This is a genomic window from Vibrio sp. DNB22_10_4, from assembly GCF_052879755.1.
Map to the genome: position 1 here is coordinate 562,947 of NZ_JBNNXW010000002.1, position 17,936 is coordinate 580,882.

The following is a 17,936-nucleotide window of genomic DNA, read 5'->3' on the forward strand; positions in this document are numbered from 1 at the left end:
TCATGGCTCGGTATAAAGTAGGTATCGACGGTGGGGGAACCTCCTGCCGCGCTCGAATTATCGATGACAATAACCAACTCGTTGGCGAAGCCAAAAGCGGCAGTGCCAACATCATGCTAGGCGCAGAACTGGCGATGCAATCTATCATCGATTCCATCGAGCAAGCAGCAACGCAAGGCGGCTTAGACGCGTCATCGTTTTCACAAATGGACGTTGGCCTTGCGCTTGCCGGTGCCGAACACAAAGCCAGTTACCACACCTTTATGAATACCACACACCCGTTTGCCAGTGTCACGCTCAATACTGATGGCTATGGCGCTTGTTTAGGTGCCCACCAAGGCGAAGATGGCGCAATTATGATTGCTGGCACCGGCTCTGTTGGCCTTTGCATTCAAGGTAATACGCAGCATGTCGTTGGTGGCCGAGAATTCCCAATTTCCGACCAGGGCGGCGGCGCAGTAATGGGACTAAGACTGATTCAGCAAGTGCTACTCATTCAAGATGGCATCAAGCCGCCTTCCCCTCTCGCTGAGATTGTTATGACCCATTTCAACCACGATATTGATGCAATTGTTGAGTGGTCTAAGAGCGCACTACCGCGCGATTACGGGCAGTTTTCACCGGCAATTTTTGAATACGCCTACCTCAACGACAGCTTAGCCAAATCGCTGCTACAACAGACCGCAGACGATATTGAAATGTTCCTTTGCGCACTAAACCAGCGCGGTGCTGACAAGATCTGCCTGATGGGCAGCATCGCTGAACGCATCTTCGATTGGTTATCGCCTGCCGCACAGCGCTGGATCGTCGCTCCACAAGGAGATGCGATGGATGGTGCCTTGATGATGGCTGGCACTGAGAAACACAACCTGTACGAGTAAGGGGCGGATATGGATTTTCGTGTCGATTTAGCCATTGTAGAACGCTTGCCAAAAGGCTGCCGCTTTGGTTTAACCTTGCATAACTTGTCTGAGAAAAGCCATACCAATTGGCAGCTGCATTTTGTTTTCGAGCGTTTTATTACGCCAGACAGCTTATCTCAAGGCAACCTTACGCAGGTCGGCACCTTCTGTAGCCTCAACATTGAAGGGACGCCTCTATACGCTAACAACCATGTATACGTAGAATTTTGTATTGCCACAGCACCTTTAAAATCACTCAATGATGGCATTCAAGAGGCCTACCTCAATACTGATAGCTTAACCCAGTATCCGGTGACCACATCCCCTATTGTACTTGGTTCAGGAGAAGACAAATCTAATCCAATTGGCGATGTCTTTGAAGGCAGACACGCTCTGATCCCAGAGCCACAATCCATCGAACTTGGCGACAGCGTGTATGAGCTAACGCGTTACAGCCAGATCTGCGTCGAAGATCAAGCGATGCAATCGGTCGCCAATTGGCTAAAAGATGAGATCGATCGTTTGTTCGCGATAACGACCAAGTCCATCGGTCAGCAAGATATTCGTTTTCGACACTCACCAGTGCTGGATAATGAAGCCTATAAACTGCGTGTTGATCACACCGGAATTGAAATTGAATCCAATGGCAACGCCGGTTTTGTCTATGGCTGCGCAACACTGATGCAATTGATGGACTTCGATAAAGACCGTCACACCTTGTATGTTCCTCACGTTTCAATTCACGATGCTCCGCGTTTTCGCTATCGCGGCGTCATGCTCGACAGTGCTCGCAGCTTTCAGCCAGTCAGTGAAATCAAGCGTCTTTTAAATCTTCTTGCTCACTACAAAATCAATACCTTTCATTGGCACCTTACCGACGATGAAGCGTGGCGCCTAGAAATTCACGCCTTTCCTGAACTAACTGATGTGGGTGCGTGGCGCGGTGCTGAGCGCGTTTTAGAGCCTCAACTGCACAGTATCCAGCGCGACTATGGTGGTTACTATACCCAGCAAGAGGTGGCTGAGATTATTGAGTACGCCGCAGCGCGCAACATCCAAGTCATACCTGAAATTGACGTCCCGGGTCACAGCCGTGCCGCGATCAAATCGTTGCCACATCTGCTTGTCGACAAAGAAGACAGCTCTAGCTATCGCAGTGCCCAGAACTACTGCGATAACGTGCTTTCTCCCGGCTTACCAGGCACCTATCAGTTTCTTGATACTGTATTTGAAGAAGTGGCGGCTCTGTTTCCTTCACCTTTCATTCATATTGGCGCCGACCAAGTTCCGGTTGGAGTATGGAGTGACAGTCCAAGCTGCCATACATTGATGGCAGAGCATGGTTATCACAATCCAAAAGATCTCCAAGGCCATCTACTGCGTCATGTTGAAGATAAGCTGAAATCACTCGGCAAGCGTATGTTGGGTTGGGAAGAAGGCAACCTAGTCAACAAAGTCAGTAAAGACACCATTGTTTACTCTTGGCTAAGCGAAGAAGCGGCGATTAACTCCGCCAAGCTCGGCTACGACGTCATTCTACAGCCAGGTCAAAGCACCTATCTCGACATGGCGCAAGACGACAACATCACCGAACTCGGCGTGCATAGCGCGAACGCCATTACGCTAGAGAAAGCCTATCACTATGAGCCGCTGGCTCAGCTGCATCCAGATGACCCCGTAAAGAAACGCATTTTGGGTATGCAAGCGGCAGTCTGGACAGAGCGGATCACCTCACCAGACACACTCGACTATATGATGTTTCCGCGCCTCACTGCATTAGCAGAAACAGCGTGGAGTACCAGTAACCACAAAGATTATCGCGCCTTTCTGTCACGGCTTAAACGCCATCTTAGTTTACTCGACAGGCAGCGCGTGAAATACAAACACCCTTGGCCAACAGGGCAAGGATTACAAGGCGCGCAATACCAAACGCAACGCCAATAACAAAACAACCGGTTTTAATTTCCCCAATAAGGATATCATCATGCAATACGGCTACTTCGATAACGAGAACCGAGAATATGTTATCACCCGTCCCGATGCCCCTGCTCCTTGGACTAACTACCTAGGGACAGAAAAATTCTGTACCGTCATTTCGCACAACGCGGGCGGTTACTCGTTCTACAACTCCCCAGAATACAATCGCGTGACGAAATTCCGTCCTAACGCGACGTTTGACCGTCCTGGACACTATGTGTACCTACGTGATGATGAGACGGGCGACTACTGGTCAATCTCTTGGCAGCCTGTGGCAAAAAGCCTAGATGAAGCCGATTACGAAGTGCGTCACGGCCTATCTTACTCTAAGTTCAAATGCCAATACTCCGACATCGAAGCTACCAAAACGCTATTCGTGCCAAAAGGTGAAGATGCGGAAGTATGGGATGTGGTTATCCGCAACACGGGTGACAAGCCGCGCACTATCAGCGCGTTCTCATTTGTTGAGTTCTCATTTAGCCACATTGCCTCAGACAACCAAAACCATCAGATGTCGCTCTATTCTGCGGGCACCAGCTACCAAGATGGCGTGATTGAGTACGATCTGTTTTACAACACCAATGACTTTGAAGGTTACTACTACCTAGCGTCTACGTTCACTCCGGACAGCTACGATGGTCAGCGTGATAACTTCCTTGGCTTGTACCGCGATGAATCAAACCCGATTGCCGTTGAAAAAGGTCAATGCTCGAACCATACCCAAACCTGTTACAACCATTGTGGCTCTTTGCATAAGCAATTTACTATTGCCCCAGGTGAAGAAGTGCGTTTCGCATACGTACTGGGTATTGGTAAAGGCAACGGCGAGCGTCTGCGTGCCAAGTACCAAGACTTGTCTGAAGTCGATGCGGCCTTTGATGCGATTAAAGCACACTGGGATGAGCGCTGTGCTAAGTTCCAAGTGACGTCGCCTAACGAGGGTCTGGACGCCATGCTTAACACATGGACGCTGTACCAAGCGGAAACCTGTGTAGTTTGGTCACGCTTTGCATCTTTCATTGAGGTCGGCGGTCGTACTGGTTTGGGTTATCGCGATACCGCGCAAGATGCGATGGCTGTCCCTCACTCAGCACCGGAAATGACACGTAAACGCATCGTTGATCTACTGCGTGGTCAGGTGAAAGCGGGTTATGGTTTGCACCTATTCGATCCAGATTGGTTCGATCCTGAAAAAGCCGATGTAGAGCCCTCTAAATCACCAACGGTTGTTCCAACCCCAAGTGATGAAGATAAGATCCACGGCATTGCCGATACCTGTTCCGATGACCATTTATGGTTAGTACCAACGATTTGTCGCTACGTGATGGAAACAGGCGAAACAGACTTCTTTGATGAGGTGATCCCTTACGCTGACGGCGGCAATGCGACCGTTTACGAGCACATGAAAGCGGCACTTAACTTTACCGATGAGCACGTGGGTGCCACAGGTATCGCCAAAGGTCTGCGCGCGGACTGGAATGACTGTCTAAACCTAGGCGGCGGTGAGTCATCCATGGTGGCGTTCCTGCATTACTGGGCACTGCAAGACTTTGTTGACCTCGCACGCAACCGTGGTGAGCTTGATGATGTCGCCTACTACCAACAAATGGCGCAAAAAGTTCAAGACGCCTGTGAAACGCATCTTTGGGATGAAGACGGTGGCTGGTATATCCGCGGTATCACCAAAAACGGCGACAAGGTCGGTACCAGTAAACAAACCGAAGGTAAGGTTCACCTTGAGTCCAACACCTGGGCGGTGGTGTCTGGCGCAGTGAGCGATGAGCGCGGCAAGAAAGCCATGGATGCGGTTGATGAGTACCTCTACTCAGACTACGGCCTACACCTTAATGCGCCATCATTCGCGACACCAAACGATGATATCGGCTTTGTCACTCGTGTTTATCAGGGCGTAAAAGAAAACGGCGCGATCTTCTCGCATCCAAACCCATGGGCATGGGTCGCTGAAGCGAAACTGGGGCGCGGCGATCAAGCGATGAAGTACTATGACGCGCTCAACCCGTATAACCAAAACGACATGATCGAAACGCGCATTACAGAACCATACTCATATGTGCAGTTCATCATGGGTCGTGACCACCAAGACCATGGCCGTGCTAACCACCCTTGGCTAACGGGAACCTCGGGCTGGGCTTACTTCGCCGCGACCAACTACATTCTCGGTGTGAGACTGAGCTTTGATGGCCTCGTGGTTGACCCATGTATTCCAACAGAGTGGCCGGGATTTGAAGTGACTCGCCAATGGCGCGGTGCGACGTATCAAATCAAAGTCGACAACCCAAACAACGTCAGCAAAGGCGTGAAATCTATCACCCTAAACGGCGAAGCGATTGAGGGTGCTATTCCACCGCAAGCGGAAGGCAGCGTGAACCAAGTTCATGTGGTATTGGGCTAATTCGCTCGGCAATGATGAGCTCTTGTGTGAGCTCATCATTGGTCACACTGCATGAGCAGATAACCTCTTAGGAGAGAGAGATGATCAAATTTGGAACAGGCGGCTGGCGCGCCTTTATTGGCGAAGAGTTCACTAAGGACAACGTGAAGCTCGTCGCTCAGGCGCTCGCCAACATTATTAAAGCTGAAAATGTTGCCGATCGCGGGTTCGTGATTGGCTATGACCGCCGTTTTTTATCCGACAAAGCGGGATGTTGGTTTGCAGAAGTATTGGCTGCCAACAGTATCCCAGTGAGCTTTATCGATAAGTTCGTACCTACCCCGATTGTTATGTACAAGGCGAAAAGCATGGGCTGTGCGTATTCTGCGTGCATCACCGCGTCTCATAACCCGGCAGATTACAACGGCATCAAGGTGTTTATTGAAGGTGGTCGTGACGCTGATGAGGTGATCACCGAGAAAATCGAAGCACAAATAGCTACCCTGACTCATCAAGAAGTCATTTCTGGCGATTTCGAGCTGTGCGTCGAGCGCGGCGCTATCACCGTTATTAACCCAATGAACGAGTTTGTTGATTCGATCATCGACCTTATCGATATCGATGCCATCAAACAAGCCAATCTTAAAGTGCTCATCGACCCGATGTTTGGGGTGGCGAAAAACGCACTGCAAACGGTACTTATCAACGGACGCTGTGATGTGGACGTCATCAACGATGGCAAAAACCCAGACTTTGGTGGCTTAATGCCTTCACCAAGTGCGGCAACCCTATATCGTCTTAAGCATCTAGTGGCGGCAGAGGGCTACGATATCGGTATTGGTACCGATGGCGATGCTGACCGTCTTGGCATCATTGATGAGCAAGGTAATTTCATTCACCCTAATGAAGTCTTACTACTGCTCTACTACTACCTACTTGAGTACAAAGGCTGGAAAGGCTCGGTGGTTCGCAATATCGCTACCACGCACCTACTGGATAAAGTTGCAGCCGACTACGGTGAAAAGAGCTTTGAGGTTCCCGTAGGCTTTAAGCACATCAGTAGCCAAATGGAAGCCGACGACTCACTGATTGGCGGAGAGAGTTCAGGTGGTTTAACCATTCGCGGCCACATCAAAGGTAAGGATGGCGTATTCGCCTCTAGCCTGCTGGTCGAAATGCTCAGTGTTACTCAGAAGACGCTCTCGGAACTGCTATCAGAGATCTACGGCAAGTATGGCTACGCCTATACCGCCGAAGGCGATTGCACCTTTAAACCATCACAAAGAGACAGCTTATACCACAAACTCTATGTCGAAAAACTGCTCCCTGAGTTTGAGTACGACGTTGAAAAAGTCAGTTATGCAGATGGCGCCAAAGTGTATTTTAAAAATGGCGGCTGGGTAATTGCTCGCTTCTCCGGAACCGAGCCACTACTGCGCATCTTCTGTGAAATGGAAGACAAGGAACAAGCGGAATATGTTCTTCAACAGATGAAAGACTTTTTGTCTTTGTAGTCACTGTTTCCTTTTCTTTTTGCCCTAAGCGGTCTCGAGTCACCTTCTTGACCGCCCATTAGCAAAAAGCTCCCTATAGGTGGAGAACATCTTTGCCCGGAACGACTGTCTCCGGGCTTTTTTGTAGTAATCCACTACTACCAAGCATTGTAAAAAATTTGTTAACGTCAGAATTCGGCGATTCATTTCCCAACAAAGACAAGCAACATGGAGAGAACACGATGGCTAAGGTACTTATTATTGCAGGCGATTTTGTGGAAGATTATGAACTTATGGTGCCCTTCCAAGCACTACTGATGGTGGAACACCACGTCTCGGTAGTCTGCCCTGAGAAAAAGGCAGGAGACACTATCAAAACCGCTATTCATGATTTTGAAGGCGACCAAACCTACACCGAAAAGCCGGGACACCTGTTTACCCTCAATGCAGACTTCAGCAGCATCGATGCCGCTGACTTTGATGCCCTGCTTATCCCGGGTGGACGTGCACCAGAATACTTAAGACTGAACCCAGAGGTGATTGAATTGGTACAAGCGTTCGCAGCAACGCAAAAACCGATTGCCGCAATTTGCCATGGCGCACAACTACTTGCAGCTGCAAACGTCATTGAAGGGCGCACTATCTCAGCCTATCCAGCCTGCGCCCCAGAGGTAAAACTCGCCGGTGCCAGCTACGCTGATATTGAGGTCACGGAGGCCGTTACTGATGGTCAGTTTGTCACCGCACCAGCGTGGCCTGCACACCCTGCTTGGTTGGCTCAATTCAACAAGCTACTCAACTAAGACTAAAGCACAACTGACAATCGCTCAGTAGCCGCTATGCTATTCAAACCCACTGTTAATTGGAGCTATCACAAATGTGTGAAATCTACTCTGGCGCCGAAACCAACTTGTTTGAATTGAAGTCGCGTAGCGTGCGCATTGACGGAGTCGTCACCAGCATTCGACTGGAAGCGGTGTTTTGGAAGATCATTGAAGAGATTGCAGAGGACGCTGGGATATCACTGGCGGAGTTTCTATCACGGATTTATCGGGAAGTAGTCGAAAAGCGAGGCGAAATCGGTAACTTCACCTCTCTGCTTCGTGTGGCCTGCACCACCTATCTTAATAATGGTCAGCGCATCGAGCTCTAGTTTCCAGAGCACGCATTAAGCAAAAGCAACGATGCCTTGGGCATCGACACTCACCGCGACACTTTGGCCAACATCAAGCGCTTGTAATGAGGTTGCCAATACGCGAGTACCTTCAATATCCACCACATAGCGGCAATGATCACCCATAAATTGCTGCTCGATGACCGTAATAGTGCTCTTATCAGACTGGGTCAATTGAATGTGCTGTGGACGCACCAAGAGCTGACAATCAGCACCGTGTTCAATCAAAGCGCAGGATTGGGCTTCAACCTGGCCGATAGCCGTCTCAAAGGTCTTGTCATTAACATGCTTAGCTTGCAAATAGCTGCCGCCACCTAAGAAGTCCGCAACAAACTTGCTCGATGGACAGAAATAGAGTTCCGACGCCGAGCCATATTGCTCGATTACACCTTGGTTCATCACCGCCATTTTGTCGGCAAACGCGAACGCTTCTTCTCGGCTGTGAGTCACGAAAATCGCTGTCACACCCTGTTTTTTGAAGATTTTGCGGATCTCGCGGATCAGCTCATGACGTACTTGGGTATCAATGTTGGAAAACGGTTCATCAAGTAGCAGTAGATCGGGCTTGTAGGCCAAACTGCGCGCAATCGCCACGCGCTGCTGCTGACCACCCGATAGCTGATGCGGGTAACGGTCAATGAACTGCTCAAGGTGTACCAGTGACAGCATTTCCATTACGATGGCATCTTGCTCTGACTTCGGAGTGCCCTTGAGGCCAAATGCGACGTTCTGCGCCACCGTTAGGTGAGGAAACAGCGCGTAGTCTTGGAAGATCATACCGATGTTGCGCTGCTCTGGCGGCATCCAAGTTTCACCATTATCAATCTCACGCTCACCCAGCGTCATCTTACCTGCTGAGAGCGGCAATAGACCGGCGATCGCCTTCAGCAAGGTGGTTTTACCGCAGCCACTAGCGCCCAGCAAACAAACAATTTCACCTTGATTAACCTCTAGAGACAAGTTCTCAAGTATCGTTTGCTCGTCATACTGACAAGATAAATTTTCAATCGACAGTGCAGTGGTCATCAGTGATTTTGCTCCAATGAACGGTTAACAATAATGAGCGGTAATAATCCAACAAGTACCAACAAGACGGCCGGCATCGCTGCAAGCTCCAAATGCTCATCTGAGGCAAAGTTAAATACGTAGGTGGCCAAGGTTTCAAAGTTGAATGGACGCAGCAGCAGCGCAGCATTGAGCTCTTTCATCGACTCAATAAAGACCAACAAGCCAGCAATCAAAACACCACGCTTAATCAGTGGCAAATGCACGCGAACCAACATCTGGTTCTTTTTACAGCCCATTGTGCGCGAGGCCATATCAAGCGAAGGGGAAACCTTACTCAGACTGGTTTCAATACTGCCAATCGCTACCGCAGAAAAACGTACCACCATGGCAAAAATCAGCGCAAACATGGAGCCAGAGAAAATCAGGCCAGGACGCTGCCACTCCATCGCTTTGGCGAAATCATTCACCGAATGATCCATAAACAGGACGGTAACCATCACACCAATCGCCAATACCGTTCCGGGTACGGCATAACCCAGTGACGAGGCACGCATGAAAACAATACCTTTGCGACTTGGATCCAAACGGCGATAGAAGTTAACCACCAAAGCAACGATCACACCGATGATGGCGGCAATGATAGAGACCTGCAAGCTGTTGATAGCATAAGTCTGGAACTCTTCTGTCCAGCTTTGTTCAAAGTATTTGTAGGCATAAATCACTAACTGACCAAGCGGGAAGATAAACGCTGCCGATACCAATCCCCAACACCAAGTTAATGCCGCCCACTTCTTCCAGCCACGTAACTCATAACGAAAATCTTCATGGCTATTGTACTGACTTTGAAACAGTTTCTGCTTGCGGCGACTGTAACGCTCTGCACCTAGCAGGAGTACAATCACCACCATCATCATGGCGGAAATTTTGGCTGCCGCACTCAAGTTGGAATAGCCAAGCCAAGTGTCGTAAACCGCCGTGGTTAAGGTGCTGACTGCAAAGTAGCTTACCGTACCAAAGTCACCAATGGTTTCCATCGCCACCAGCGACAAACCCACTGCAATTGATGGGCGAGCGAGTGGCAATGAGATACGCCAAAAGCTTTCCAACGGCGAGCACTTAAGCAGCCTTGCCGATTGCAGTAAAGAGACATTTTGCTCCATAAATGCCGCGCGGCACAGCAGATAGACGTAAGGATAAAGCACCAAAGACAGCACAACCGTGGCGCCACCAACCGTGCGAATATCCGGGAACCAGTAATCGCCCGCTTGCCAGGCAAACACATCACGCAGCCACACTTGAATAGGGCCGGCAAAATCAAACCAATCGGTGAAGATATAACCAATAATATAGCCCGGCATCGCCAAAGGCAGCACCAGCGCCCATTGCAATACTCGCTCCGTCGGCAGGCGGCACATAGCCATCAGCCAAGCACTTGGCACACCAAAAATAAGCGAAAGCAGTAGAACGCCAACCACCAGTTTGATGGTATTGAGGATATAGGTGGGCATCACCGTCGACATCAGGTGTGCGAAAAGATCACTTGATTCACCAAGTGCGGTATAGAAGATCGCTAAAATAGGCAAAACCAGTAGCAGAGTAAGCACTCCACTACTGGTTTTCCAAACAACATTTTTTTCTTTCATTGCCTAAACATACATCAGGCGACGCGAAGTCGAGAAGTCATAAACCAGATTGAATAAGGGGGCATTATACCCCCTTTTTTCGATTATAGGTCGAACTTAACTTCATCTAACAATTTGATCGCAGCGCTGTGGTAACCAGCAATGTCGTCTAGCGAGATAGTATCTGCTTTGAAGTCACCCCAAGATTCCACAAGCTCAGAGCGCTTAACGCCTTCTTTCACTGGGTACTCGTAGTTCACTTCTGCGTACATTTGCTGAGATTTTTCGCCTGTTAGAAACTCCATTAGCTTCAGTGCATTTTCTTTGTTTGGCGAATATTTCGCCATTGCCATGCCACTCACGTTAACGTGTGTGCCAGTGGTTTCTTGATTAGGGAAGTTGATGTAAACCGCATCAGCCCACGCTTTTTGCTCTTTATCATTAACCATTTTGCCTAGGTAGTAGCTGTTACCTAGAGAAACATCACAAAGACCTTCTTTGATCGCTTTAACTTGAGCGCGGTCGTTGCCTTGTGGCTTACGAGCTAGGTTCGCTTTTACGCCTTCTAGCCACTCTTTCGTTTCTGCTTCACCGTGGTGAGCAATCATAGATGAAACCAAAGATACATTGTAAGGGTGCTTACCGCTACGAGTACAGATTTTGCCTTTGTATTCTGGGTTAGCAAGGTCTGCATAGTTGAACTCTGCACCTAGCTTACCAACACGGTCACGTGATGAGTAAACGTTACGAGTACGCAGAGTCAGTGCAAACCACTCATTCTCTTTATCACGGTACTGAGCAGGAACGTTCGCGTTAATCACGTCGCTATCTACCGCTTGAACAACGTCCTTATCAGTCAGCTCTGCAAGGCGGCTGATGTCCGTTGTTAGCACAACGTCAGCAGGGCTGTATTCGCCTTCTTGCGCAAGCTTCTCTGCCAAACCTTTCTTAGCAAACTTCACGTTTACCTTGATGCCCGTCTCTTTAGTGAATTCATTGAACATTGGTTCAACAAGGAAAGGTTGACGGTAAGAGTAAACGTTGACTTCTTCCGCAGCCATCGCTGGAGCGGCAAAGCTTGCTGCGATTGCAGAAAGAGTTAGCAGTTTTTTCATTGTTTAGTTCCTTTAATTCATAATGAGAACGTTTATCAGTTGCGTTATTATATTCATAATGATTTGGAAAACAATGATCTGATATAAAAAAACCTGCCAAATATGGCAGGTTTTTAATAAAAGTGTAACTAAACGTTACTTCATGCTAACAAACTCTGGGTAAGCACCTACACCACAGTCATGCATGTCCATACCTTCTAGCTCTTCTTCTTCCGTTACACGGATACCGATGGTTGCTTTCAGTACCGCCCATACCGCTAGGCTCGCTGCGAATACCCAACCGAAGATAACTGCCGCACCTAGAAGCTGTGCACCGAACGTTGCATCACCGTTGCTTAGTGGAACAACCATTAGGCCGAAGAAACCACACACACCGTGAACTGAGATAGCACCTACTGGATCGTCAATCTTAAGCTTGTCTAGACCGATGATGCTGAATACGACTAGCGCGCCACCTACTGCACCGATTGCTACAGAGTAAACTGGTGATGGTGACAGTGGGTCTGCTGTGATTGCTACCAGACCTGCTAGTGCACCGTTAAGAATCATCGTTAGGTCAGCTTTGCCCCAAGTTGTCTTACACACTAGCATTGCTGCGATTGCACCCGCTGCTGCTGCTGCGTTGGTATTTAGGAAGATTTGACCAACCGCTGTTGCGTTCTCGAAGTCAGAAACCATTAGCTGAGAACCGCCGTTGAAACCGAACCAACCTAACCATAGGATGAACGTACCTAGCGTAGCTAGCGGCATGTTCGAACCTGGGATTGGGTGGATTTCACCGTTTTTACCGTATTTACCTTTACGAGCACCCAGTAGTAGAACACCTGCTAGAGCTGCTGACGCACCAGCCATGTGAACGATACCTGAGCCTGCGAAATCACTGAAGCCAGCTTCTGATAGGAAACCGCCGCCCCATGTCCAGTAACCTTCCATTGGGTAGATGAACGCTGTTAGCACGACAGAGAAGATTAGGAAAGACCAAAGCTTCATACGCTCAGCAACCGCACCAGAAACAACTGACATTGCTGTAGCTACGAATACTACCTGGAAGAAGAAGTCCGACTCTAGAGAGTGGTCTGCGCCTTCACCTTGAGTGCCAATTAGCGCACCAAATGATGGTAGCCAACCGCCTTCACCGTTATCAACATACATAATGTGATAGCCCACGATGAGGTAACAAGTACACGCAATCGCGTAAAGACAGAAGTTTTTGGTTAAGATTTCTGTTGTGTTCTTTGAGCGGACTAAGCCCGCCTCTAACATGGCGAAACCTGCCGCCATCCACATTACTAATGCGCCTGAAATAAGAAAGTAAAAAGTGTCCAGCGCGTAACGCAGTTCGCTCACAGTCGTTGCTAATTCCATAATAAGTTCTCCAATCCCTTAAAGTGCTTCAGCGTCCATTTCGCCCGTACGAATACGTACTGCTTGGGCTAGGTCGTACACAAATATTTTTCCGTCGCCAATCTTGCCGGTTTGAGCAGCGTTAGTGATCGCTTCAATAACTCGGTCTACGTTGTCTGCGTGCGTCGCAATCTCAAGTTTTACTTTCGGTAGAAAGTCCACTTGATACTCCGCACCACGATATAATTCTGTGTGTCCTTTCTGACGGCCAAATCCTTTGACCTCAGAAACGGTCATTCCCTCAATACCAACATCTGCAAGTGCTTCTCTTACATCATCGAGTTTGAATGGTTTAATGATTGCGTTAATAAGTTTCATGGCATCCCCTTCGCCTTTTATCCCTGTTACGTATTCTAGTAATCAAGGTACGTGCCAACTTTTTAACCTATTGAAAAATAAAGGATTGATATTTTCATGTTACACAAATGAAAATACCTTGCACTTAGTTGGTGCAAGGTATTCACAAAAATAATGCGTTTAATGTTATTAGCACTAGGAGTGTGCAAATTTGGGGCAAACGATCAGCACCTGTTATGAATAAAGCGCTCCCATTGCTCCAAAACTGAACAAAAATCTTCCAGTCCACACTCGCTATGGCTCTCGCTCTCGTAGACAGAAAACTCTTCATCCATCTCCATTAAGCTATCAAAAGCTAAGGAATTTTCGTAAACATGAACCTCCGAGTCCACCACACTTAATGAGATCTCTTTACCTTGCCACTTGAACTCATTGCCCGAAAACTGGGCAGCTTTAGTGAGCAAGGCTGTTATTTCCGTGATGGTGTGGTCACTGGTACTGATCTCTTCTTGTAGTAATCGGGCTATCACTTCTTGGCCCATTTCACATCTCACTAGGTACTCCCCAGTAAAGCTGTTTTTAATAAACTCGAATTCCATCACTGTTTCTCTTGGTAATCTCGCGGTGAGTATACCTTAGTTTGCAAGACAATCGGGTATACTCAAAAGCATCTTCCGATAACATGTTCAACGTATGCAGCTTAACTCTCTCATTGCTAAACAAATTGTCGATCGTGCGAAAAAGATCATCGATTACTCTATTAACGTGATGGACGAAAATGGTGTCATCATTGGCTCAAGTGATCCTTCGAGGCTGCATCAGATCCACGAAGGCGCGCTACTAGCGATCCGCGATAACCGCACCTTAGAGATCAATGACTCCGTTGCCTCTACCCTTTCAGGGGTTAAAAAAGGTATCAATCTACCTATTATCTACGACGAGAACGTGATTGGAGTTGTGGGTATCTCTGGTACACCGGAAGAGGTACGCAGTTATGGTGAGCTGGTCAAAATGACCGCAGAGCTTATCGTAGAACAGGCGGCCTTAATGTCGCAGGTGCAATGGAATAAACGACATCGCGAAGAGCTGCTTTTACAACTAATAGAAGGCTCGAGTTTAAACGAAGGCCAATTGCTCTCTATCGCGCAAAGGCTTGATCTCGACCTTGCTCAGCCTCGTGTTGCTACTGTGATCAAAGTGATCCCACGACCAGGAGAGCCAGTAACGCTTGAACACCTACAAAAGCTGGTGCATCTATTGGAGTATCCGGAGCGCGATAACATCGTCGGGATCGCTTCGGTATCAATGAATGAGATCGTGGTATTAAAGCCGGTGACGATTATCAATGACTCGTGGAGCCGCAAAGAAGAAGAGAAGCGTGTGGCAAAGCTGCTAAAACGTATCGACCAAGAGTGTGATTTTTCAATTCAAATGGCGATAGGTGACTACTTCCCAGAGCTGGTCGGTATTGCTAAATCCTATGAAACCGCCAAAGCGACGATCGAAAGTAGCCACAGTCTAGATGGCCCTATTTTGTTCTATCAAGACCGCAAGTTATCGGTACTAATAAGCAGCATCAAACACGACCCATGGCGCGCCAATCAACTAAAGACTCCGATTGAAAAACTGATTGCCGCGGACAGCAAAGGCGCGCTATTGAAGACGTTGCGCACTTTTTTTGAGCAAAACTGCGATCTAGCTCAAACTTGTGAATCCCTCCATATACACCGTAACACTTTGCGATACCGACTCGACAAAATAGAGCAATTAACCAACTTAAACATCAATAACTTAGATGAAAAAGTACAACTCTACCTCGCGTTAAAATGTTTGTAACAAAATGGTTAATTTGTGCATCTGCACAAATTAACCATAACCATCAGTGATAAATTCGTCAGTTCGCATAAAGAAAACCTCCCCCTAAATGGCTACTCTTCCGCTCAATAAGGGCTTTTAGACCCAACGAAAAAATTATTAAAATTGCGGAAAACAAACCATGATTGAAGTCTCTACCTTAGGCGCACTAGCAGCTCTGATTGTTGCCATTGCCCTTATTCTTAAGAAAGTTCCACCTGCTTACGGCATGATCATCGGCGCCCTTGTCGGTGGTGTTGTCGGCGGCGTTTCTCTCACCGATACTGTTGCTCTAATGATCGGTGGTGCACAAGGCATTGTCACTGCAGTGCTACGTATTCTGGCAGCGGGTGTTTTGGCCGGCGTGCTAATCGAATCCGGCGCTGCAACTTCTATTGCTGAAACCATTGTCAAGAAAGTAGGCGAAACTCGCGCGCTTCTCGCCCTGGCGATTGCCACTATGATTTTAACTGCGGTTGGCGTATTCGTTGACGTGGCGGTTATTACTGTATCACCAATAGCACTGGCGATTGCACGCCGTGCTGACATCTCTAAAACTGCAATCTTGCTGGCGATGGTCGGCGGTGGTAAAGCGGGTAACGTGATGTCGCCAAACCCAAATGCGATCGCTGCTGCAGACGCATTCAACGTTCCTCTTACCTCGGTAATGGCCGCGGGTGTTATCCCTGGTCTGTGTGGCATGATCTTCGCCTACTTCATCGCGAAAAAGCTGGTAAACAAAGGCTCTAAAGTAGCAGAAAGCGAAGTGGTTGCGGTTGACCACTCTAAGCTGCCTACATTTGGCGCTGCCATTGTTGCCCCTCTCGTTGCTATCGCACTACTTGCGCTTCGCCCTATTGCTGGCATCAACGTTGACCCGCTTATCGCACTGCCACTAGGTGGCCTAATCGGTGCTGTCGTGATGGGACGCTTTGCCGATACCAACCACTTTGCAGTATCTGGCCTATCGCGCATGGCACCAGTAGCTGTAATGCTTCTTGGTACAGGTACTCTTGCTGGCATCATCGCTAACTCAGGTCTTAAAGACGGTCTTATTGATGTGCTAACCGCGTCTGGCTTGCCTTCTTACCTTCTCGCGCCAATTTCTGGCGCCATGATGGCATTGGCAACAGCCTCGACCACAGCAGGTACTGCGGTTGCATCCAGCGTATTTAGCTCAACCATTCTTGAACTCGGCGTTCCTGCTCTAGCGGGTGCCGCCATGATTCACTCTGGTGCTACTGTATTGGATCACATGCCACACGGTAGTTTCTTTCACGCCACAGGTGGCGCCGTGCATATGGATATTCGCGAGCGTCTCAAACTCATTCCTTACGAGTCTGCAGTTGGTCTGATGATCGCGTTCGTTTCGGTAATGATCTTCGGTGTGTTCGGTCTATTTGTTTAAGGTTTAATTATGAAAATTATCATCGCTCCAGATTCATACAAAGAAAGTCTTACGGCCATGGAAGTTGCCGACGCTATTGAGGCAGGATTTAAGAAAATCTTCACCGACGCCGAATACATCAAACTTCCGATGGCAGATGGCGGCGAAGGCACAGTGCAGTCGCTTGTTGATGCCACTGGCGGTTCTATTGTTACTTGTGACGTAACAGGACCGCTAGGGCAAACCGTTGAGGGCTTCTTCGGTCTTATGGGTGATGGTTCAGCCGCCATCATTGAGATGGCGGCTGCATCCGGTCTTCATTTGGTAGAACCAGAAAAACGCAACCCACTGGTAACCACCACCTTTGGTACCGGTGAACTAGTAAAAGCAGCGCTGGATCGTGGCGTGAAACACATTATCGTCGGCATCGGTGGTAGTGCGACCAATGACGGCGGTATTGGCATGGCGCAAGCTCTAGGTGCAAAACTGCTTGATGCCGACGGCAATGCACTGGGGTTTGGTGGCGGTGAGCTAAGCAAGCTTGCGAGTATCGACCTTGCTGAGCTGGATCCTCGCCTAGCGGACATCAAGCTAGAAGTGGCGTGTGATGTAGATAACCCGCTATGCGGCCCGAAAGGTGCCTCTCATGTGTTTGGCCCGCAAAAAGGGGCAACGCCTGAGATGGTTGAAACGCTAGACAGTAACCTTGCGCACTACGCAGAAGTGATTAAATCGACCAATGGTCGTGACGTAGTGAGTACCGCTGGCGCTGGTGCTGCTGGTGGTCTAGGTGCTGCACTGTTAGGTCTCTTCGATGCCGAGCTTCGTCCAGGTATTCAGATCGTAATGGATGCAGTCAACCTTAGCGAAGTGGTGAAAGATACCGACCTTGTGATTACTGGTGAAGGTCGAATTGATAGCCAAACTATCCATGGTAAAACGCCAATTGGTGTAGCGCGCACCGCTAAGCAATACGATATTCCGGTTATTGCGATAGCGGGTAGCACGGCAAAAGATTGTGAGGTGGTGCATGAGCACGGTATCGATGCAGCTTACAGCGTGGTACTTGGTGCGACTGACCTGCCAACAGCTTTGAAGGAAGCGGCGTTTAATGTCGAGATGACGTCTCGCAACATCGCTGCTGCGATGGCGATGAACTTCAGCAAATAGTCTCCTTTGCTACAAAAACAAAATGCCCGCTCAATTGAGCGGGCATTTTTTATGTCATTCCACTAGCCGTGCGCTTATGCAGATAGGAATCTACGATAGGCTTGATGGACGCTGTGAGAAGATCCCTGCCTGCGCAGGGAT

General features: G+C 48.6%; 15 protein-coding genes. 9 read left to right on the forward strand and 6 right to left on the reverse strand.

The window, feature by feature from the left end; genetic code table 11:
• Positions 1-2: 2 nt before the first annotated feature.
• The 6 genes from ACVA6Q_RS10585 to ACVA6Q_RS10610 all read left to right on the forward strand — a co-directional run bounded on the left by ACVA6Q_RS10585 (position 3) and on the right by ACVA6Q_RS10610 (position 7,917).
• Positions 3-881: a BadF/BadG/BcrA/BcrD ATPase family protein gene (locus tag ACVA6Q_RS10585; protein ID WP_446647452.1), complete on the forward strand. Its 879-nt coding sequence runs from the start codon at positions 3-5 to the stop codon at positions 879-881.
• 9 nt (positions 882-890) lie between these two features.
• Complete coding sequence (locus ACVA6Q_RS10590; RefSeq protein ID WP_446647453.1) at positions 891-2,846, forward strand: beta-N-acetylhexosaminidase; 1,956 nt, start codon at positions 891-893, stop codon at positions 2,844-2,846.
• A gap of 40 nt (positions 2,847-2,886) precedes the next feature.
• Positions 2,887-5,292, forward strand: a complete 2,406-nt coding sequence (locus tag ACVA6Q_RS10595; protein WP_446647454.1) for a GH36-type glycosyl hydrolase domain-containing protein — start codon at positions 2,887-2,889, stop codon at positions 5,290-5,292.
• An 80-nt stretch (positions 5,293-5,372) separates the two neighbouring features.
• Complete coding sequence (locus ACVA6Q_RS10600; RefSeq protein ID WP_446647455.1) at positions 5,373-6,785, forward strand: phosphoglucomutase/phosphomannomutase family protein; 1,413 nt, start codon at positions 5,373-5,375, stop codon at positions 6,783-6,785.
• Between the two features lie 221 nt (positions 6,786-7,006).
• On the forward strand, positions 7,007-7,567 hold the full coding sequence (locus ACVA6Q_RS10605) for a DJ-1/PfpI family protein (protein WP_446647456.1): 561 nt from the start codon (positions 7,007-7,009) through the stop codon (positions 7,565-7,567).
• A gap of 74 nt (positions 7,568-7,641) precedes the next feature.
• Positions 7,642-7,917, forward strand: a complete 276-nt coding sequence (locus ACVA6Q_RS10610; RefSeq protein WP_446647457.1) for a ribbon-helix-helix domain-containing protein — start codon at positions 7,642-7,644, stop codon at positions 7,915-7,917.
• A gap of 15 nt (positions 7,918-7,932) precedes the next feature.
• Here the strand turns inward: ACVA6Q_RS10610 and ACVA6Q_RS10615 are convergent, their stop codons facing one another.
• From ACVA6Q_RS10615 to ACVA6Q_RS10640, 6 genes are all read right to left on the reverse strand, one after another.
• A complete protein-coding gene (locus ACVA6Q_RS10615) occupies positions 7,933-8,964 on the reverse strand; it encodes an ABC transporter ATP-binding protein (RefSeq protein ID WP_446647458.1) in 1,032 nt (343 codons plus the stop codon).
• A complete protein-coding gene (locus ACVA6Q_RS10620; RefSeq protein ID WP_446647459.1) occupies positions 8,964-10,589 on the reverse strand; it encodes an ABC transporter permease in 1,626 nt (541 codons plus the stop codon). The genes ACVA6Q_RS10615 and ACVA6Q_RS10620 overlap by 1 nt, the downstream gene beginning before the upstream one ends.
• Positions 10,590-10,672: 83 nt before the next feature.
• Entirely contained in the window at positions 10,673-11,683 is a 1,011-nt protein-coding gene (locus tag ACVA6Q_RS10625) for a Fe(3+) ABC transporter substrate-binding protein (RefSeq protein WP_446647460.1), read from the reverse strand.
• A 135-nt stretch (positions 11,684-11,818) separates the two neighbouring features.
• Positions 11,819-13,048 carry an ammonium transporter gene (locus ACVA6Q_RS10630; protein WP_353497126.1) on the reverse strand — a complete coding sequence of 410 codons (1,230 nt, stop codon included), beginning with the start codon at positions 13,046-13,048 and terminating at the stop codon, positions 11,819-11,821.
• Between the two features lie 18 nt (positions 13,049-13,066).
• A complete protein-coding gene (locus tag ACVA6Q_RS10635) occupies positions 13,067-13,405 on the reverse strand; it encodes a P-II family nitrogen regulator (RefSeq protein WP_038229080.1) in 339 nt (112 codons plus the stop codon).
• A 203-nt stretch (positions 13,406-13,608) separates the two neighbouring features.
• The gene (locus tag ACVA6Q_RS10640) at positions 13,609-13,983 is read right to left on the reverse strand and encodes a UPF0231 family protein (protein WP_353497127.1); all 375 of its coding nucleotides are present in this window, start codon (positions 13,981-13,983) and stop codon (positions 13,609-13,611) included.
• A 94-nt stretch (positions 13,984-14,077) separates the two neighbouring features.
• Here ACVA6Q_RS10640 and ACVA6Q_RS10645 point away from each other — a divergent pair, with 94 nt between their 5' ends.
• From ACVA6Q_RS10645 to ACVA6Q_RS10655, 3 genes are all read left to right on the forward strand, one after another.
• Positions 14,078-15,220, forward strand: coding sequence for a sugar diacid recognition domain-containing protein (locus ACVA6Q_RS10645; RefSeq protein WP_353497128.1), 1,143 nt, complete (start codon positions 14,078-14,080; stop codon positions 15,218-15,220).
• Between the two features lie 160 nt (positions 15,221-15,380).
• Positions 15,381-16,646 carry a GntP family permease gene (locus tag ACVA6Q_RS10650; RefSeq protein ID WP_353497129.1) on the forward strand — a complete coding sequence of 422 codons (1,266 nt, stop codon included), beginning with the start codon at positions 15,381-15,383 and terminating at the stop codon, positions 16,644-16,646.
• A gap of 9 nt (positions 16,647-16,655) precedes the next feature.
• Positions 16,656-17,795, forward strand: coding sequence for a glycerate kinase (locus ACVA6Q_RS10655; protein ID WP_446647461.1), 1,140 nt, complete (start codon positions 16,656-16,658; stop codon positions 17,793-17,795).
• The last annotated feature ends 141 nt before the right edge of the window (positions 17,796-17,936 follow it).

What these genes read in the sequence shown, in the direction of transcription:
- ACVA6Q_RS10620 (WP_446647459.1), bottom strand. Translation starts at nt 10,589, where the DNA reads ATGAAAGAAAAAAATGTTGTTTGGAAAACCAGTAGTGGAGTGCTTACT.
- ACVA6Q_RS10605 (WP_446647456.1), top strand. Translation starts at nt 7,007, where the DNA reads ATGGCTAAGGTACTTATTATTGCAGGCGATTTTGTGGAAGATTATGAA.
- ACVA6Q_RS10630 (WP_353497126.1), bottom strand. Translation starts at nt 13,048, where the DNA reads ATGGAATTAGCAACGACTGTGAGCGAACTGCGTTACGCGCTGGACACT.
- ACVA6Q_RS10610 (WP_446647457.1), top strand. Translation starts at nt 7,642, where the DNA reads ATGTGTGAAATCTACTCTGGCGCCGAAACCAACTTGTTTGAATTGAAG.
- ACVA6Q_RS10650 (WP_353497129.1), top strand. Translation starts at nt 15,381, where the DNA reads ATGATTGAAGTCTCTACCTTAGGCGCACTAGCAGCTCTGATTGTTGCC.
- ACVA6Q_RS10640 (WP_353497127.1), bottom strand. Translation starts at nt 13,983, where the DNA reads ATGGAATTCGAGTTTATTAAAAACAGCTTTACTGGGGAGTACCTAGTG.
- ACVA6Q_RS10585 (WP_446647452.1), top strand. Translation starts at nt 3, where the DNA reads ATGGCTCGGTATAAAGTAGGTATCGACGGTGGGGGAACCTCCTGCCGC.
- ACVA6Q_RS10590 (WP_446647453.1), top strand. Translation starts at nt 891, where the DNA reads ATGGATTTTCGTGTCGATTTAGCCATTGTAGAACGCTTGCCAAAAGGC.
- ACVA6Q_RS10595 (WP_446647454.1), top strand. Translation starts at nt 2,887, where the DNA reads ATGCAATACGGCTACTTCGATAACGAGAACCGAGAATATGTTATCACC.
- ACVA6Q_RS10635 (WP_038229080.1), bottom strand. Translation starts at nt 13,405, where the DNA reads ATGAAACTTATTAACGCAATCATTAAACCATTCAAACTCGATGATGTA.
- ACVA6Q_RS10645 (WP_353497128.1), top strand. Translation starts at nt 14,078, where the DNA reads ATGCAGCTTAACTCTCTCATTGCTAAACAAATTGTCGATCGTGCGAAA.
- ACVA6Q_RS10625 (WP_446647460.1), bottom strand. Translation starts at nt 11,683, where the DNA reads ATGAAAAAACTGCTAACTCTTTCTGCAATCGCAGCAAGCTTTGCCGCT.
- ACVA6Q_RS10655 (WP_446647461.1), top strand. Translation starts at nt 16,656, where the DNA reads ATGAAAATTATCATCGCTCCAGATTCATACAAAGAAAGTCTTACGGCC.
- ACVA6Q_RS10600 (WP_446647455.1), top strand. Translation starts at nt 5,373, where the DNA reads ATGATCAAATTTGGAACAGGCGGCTGGCGCGCCTTTATTGGCGAAGAG.
- ACVA6Q_RS10615 (WP_446647458.1), bottom strand. Translation starts at nt 8,964, where the DNA reads ATGACCACTGCACTGTCGATTGAAAATTTATCTTGTCAGTATGACGAG.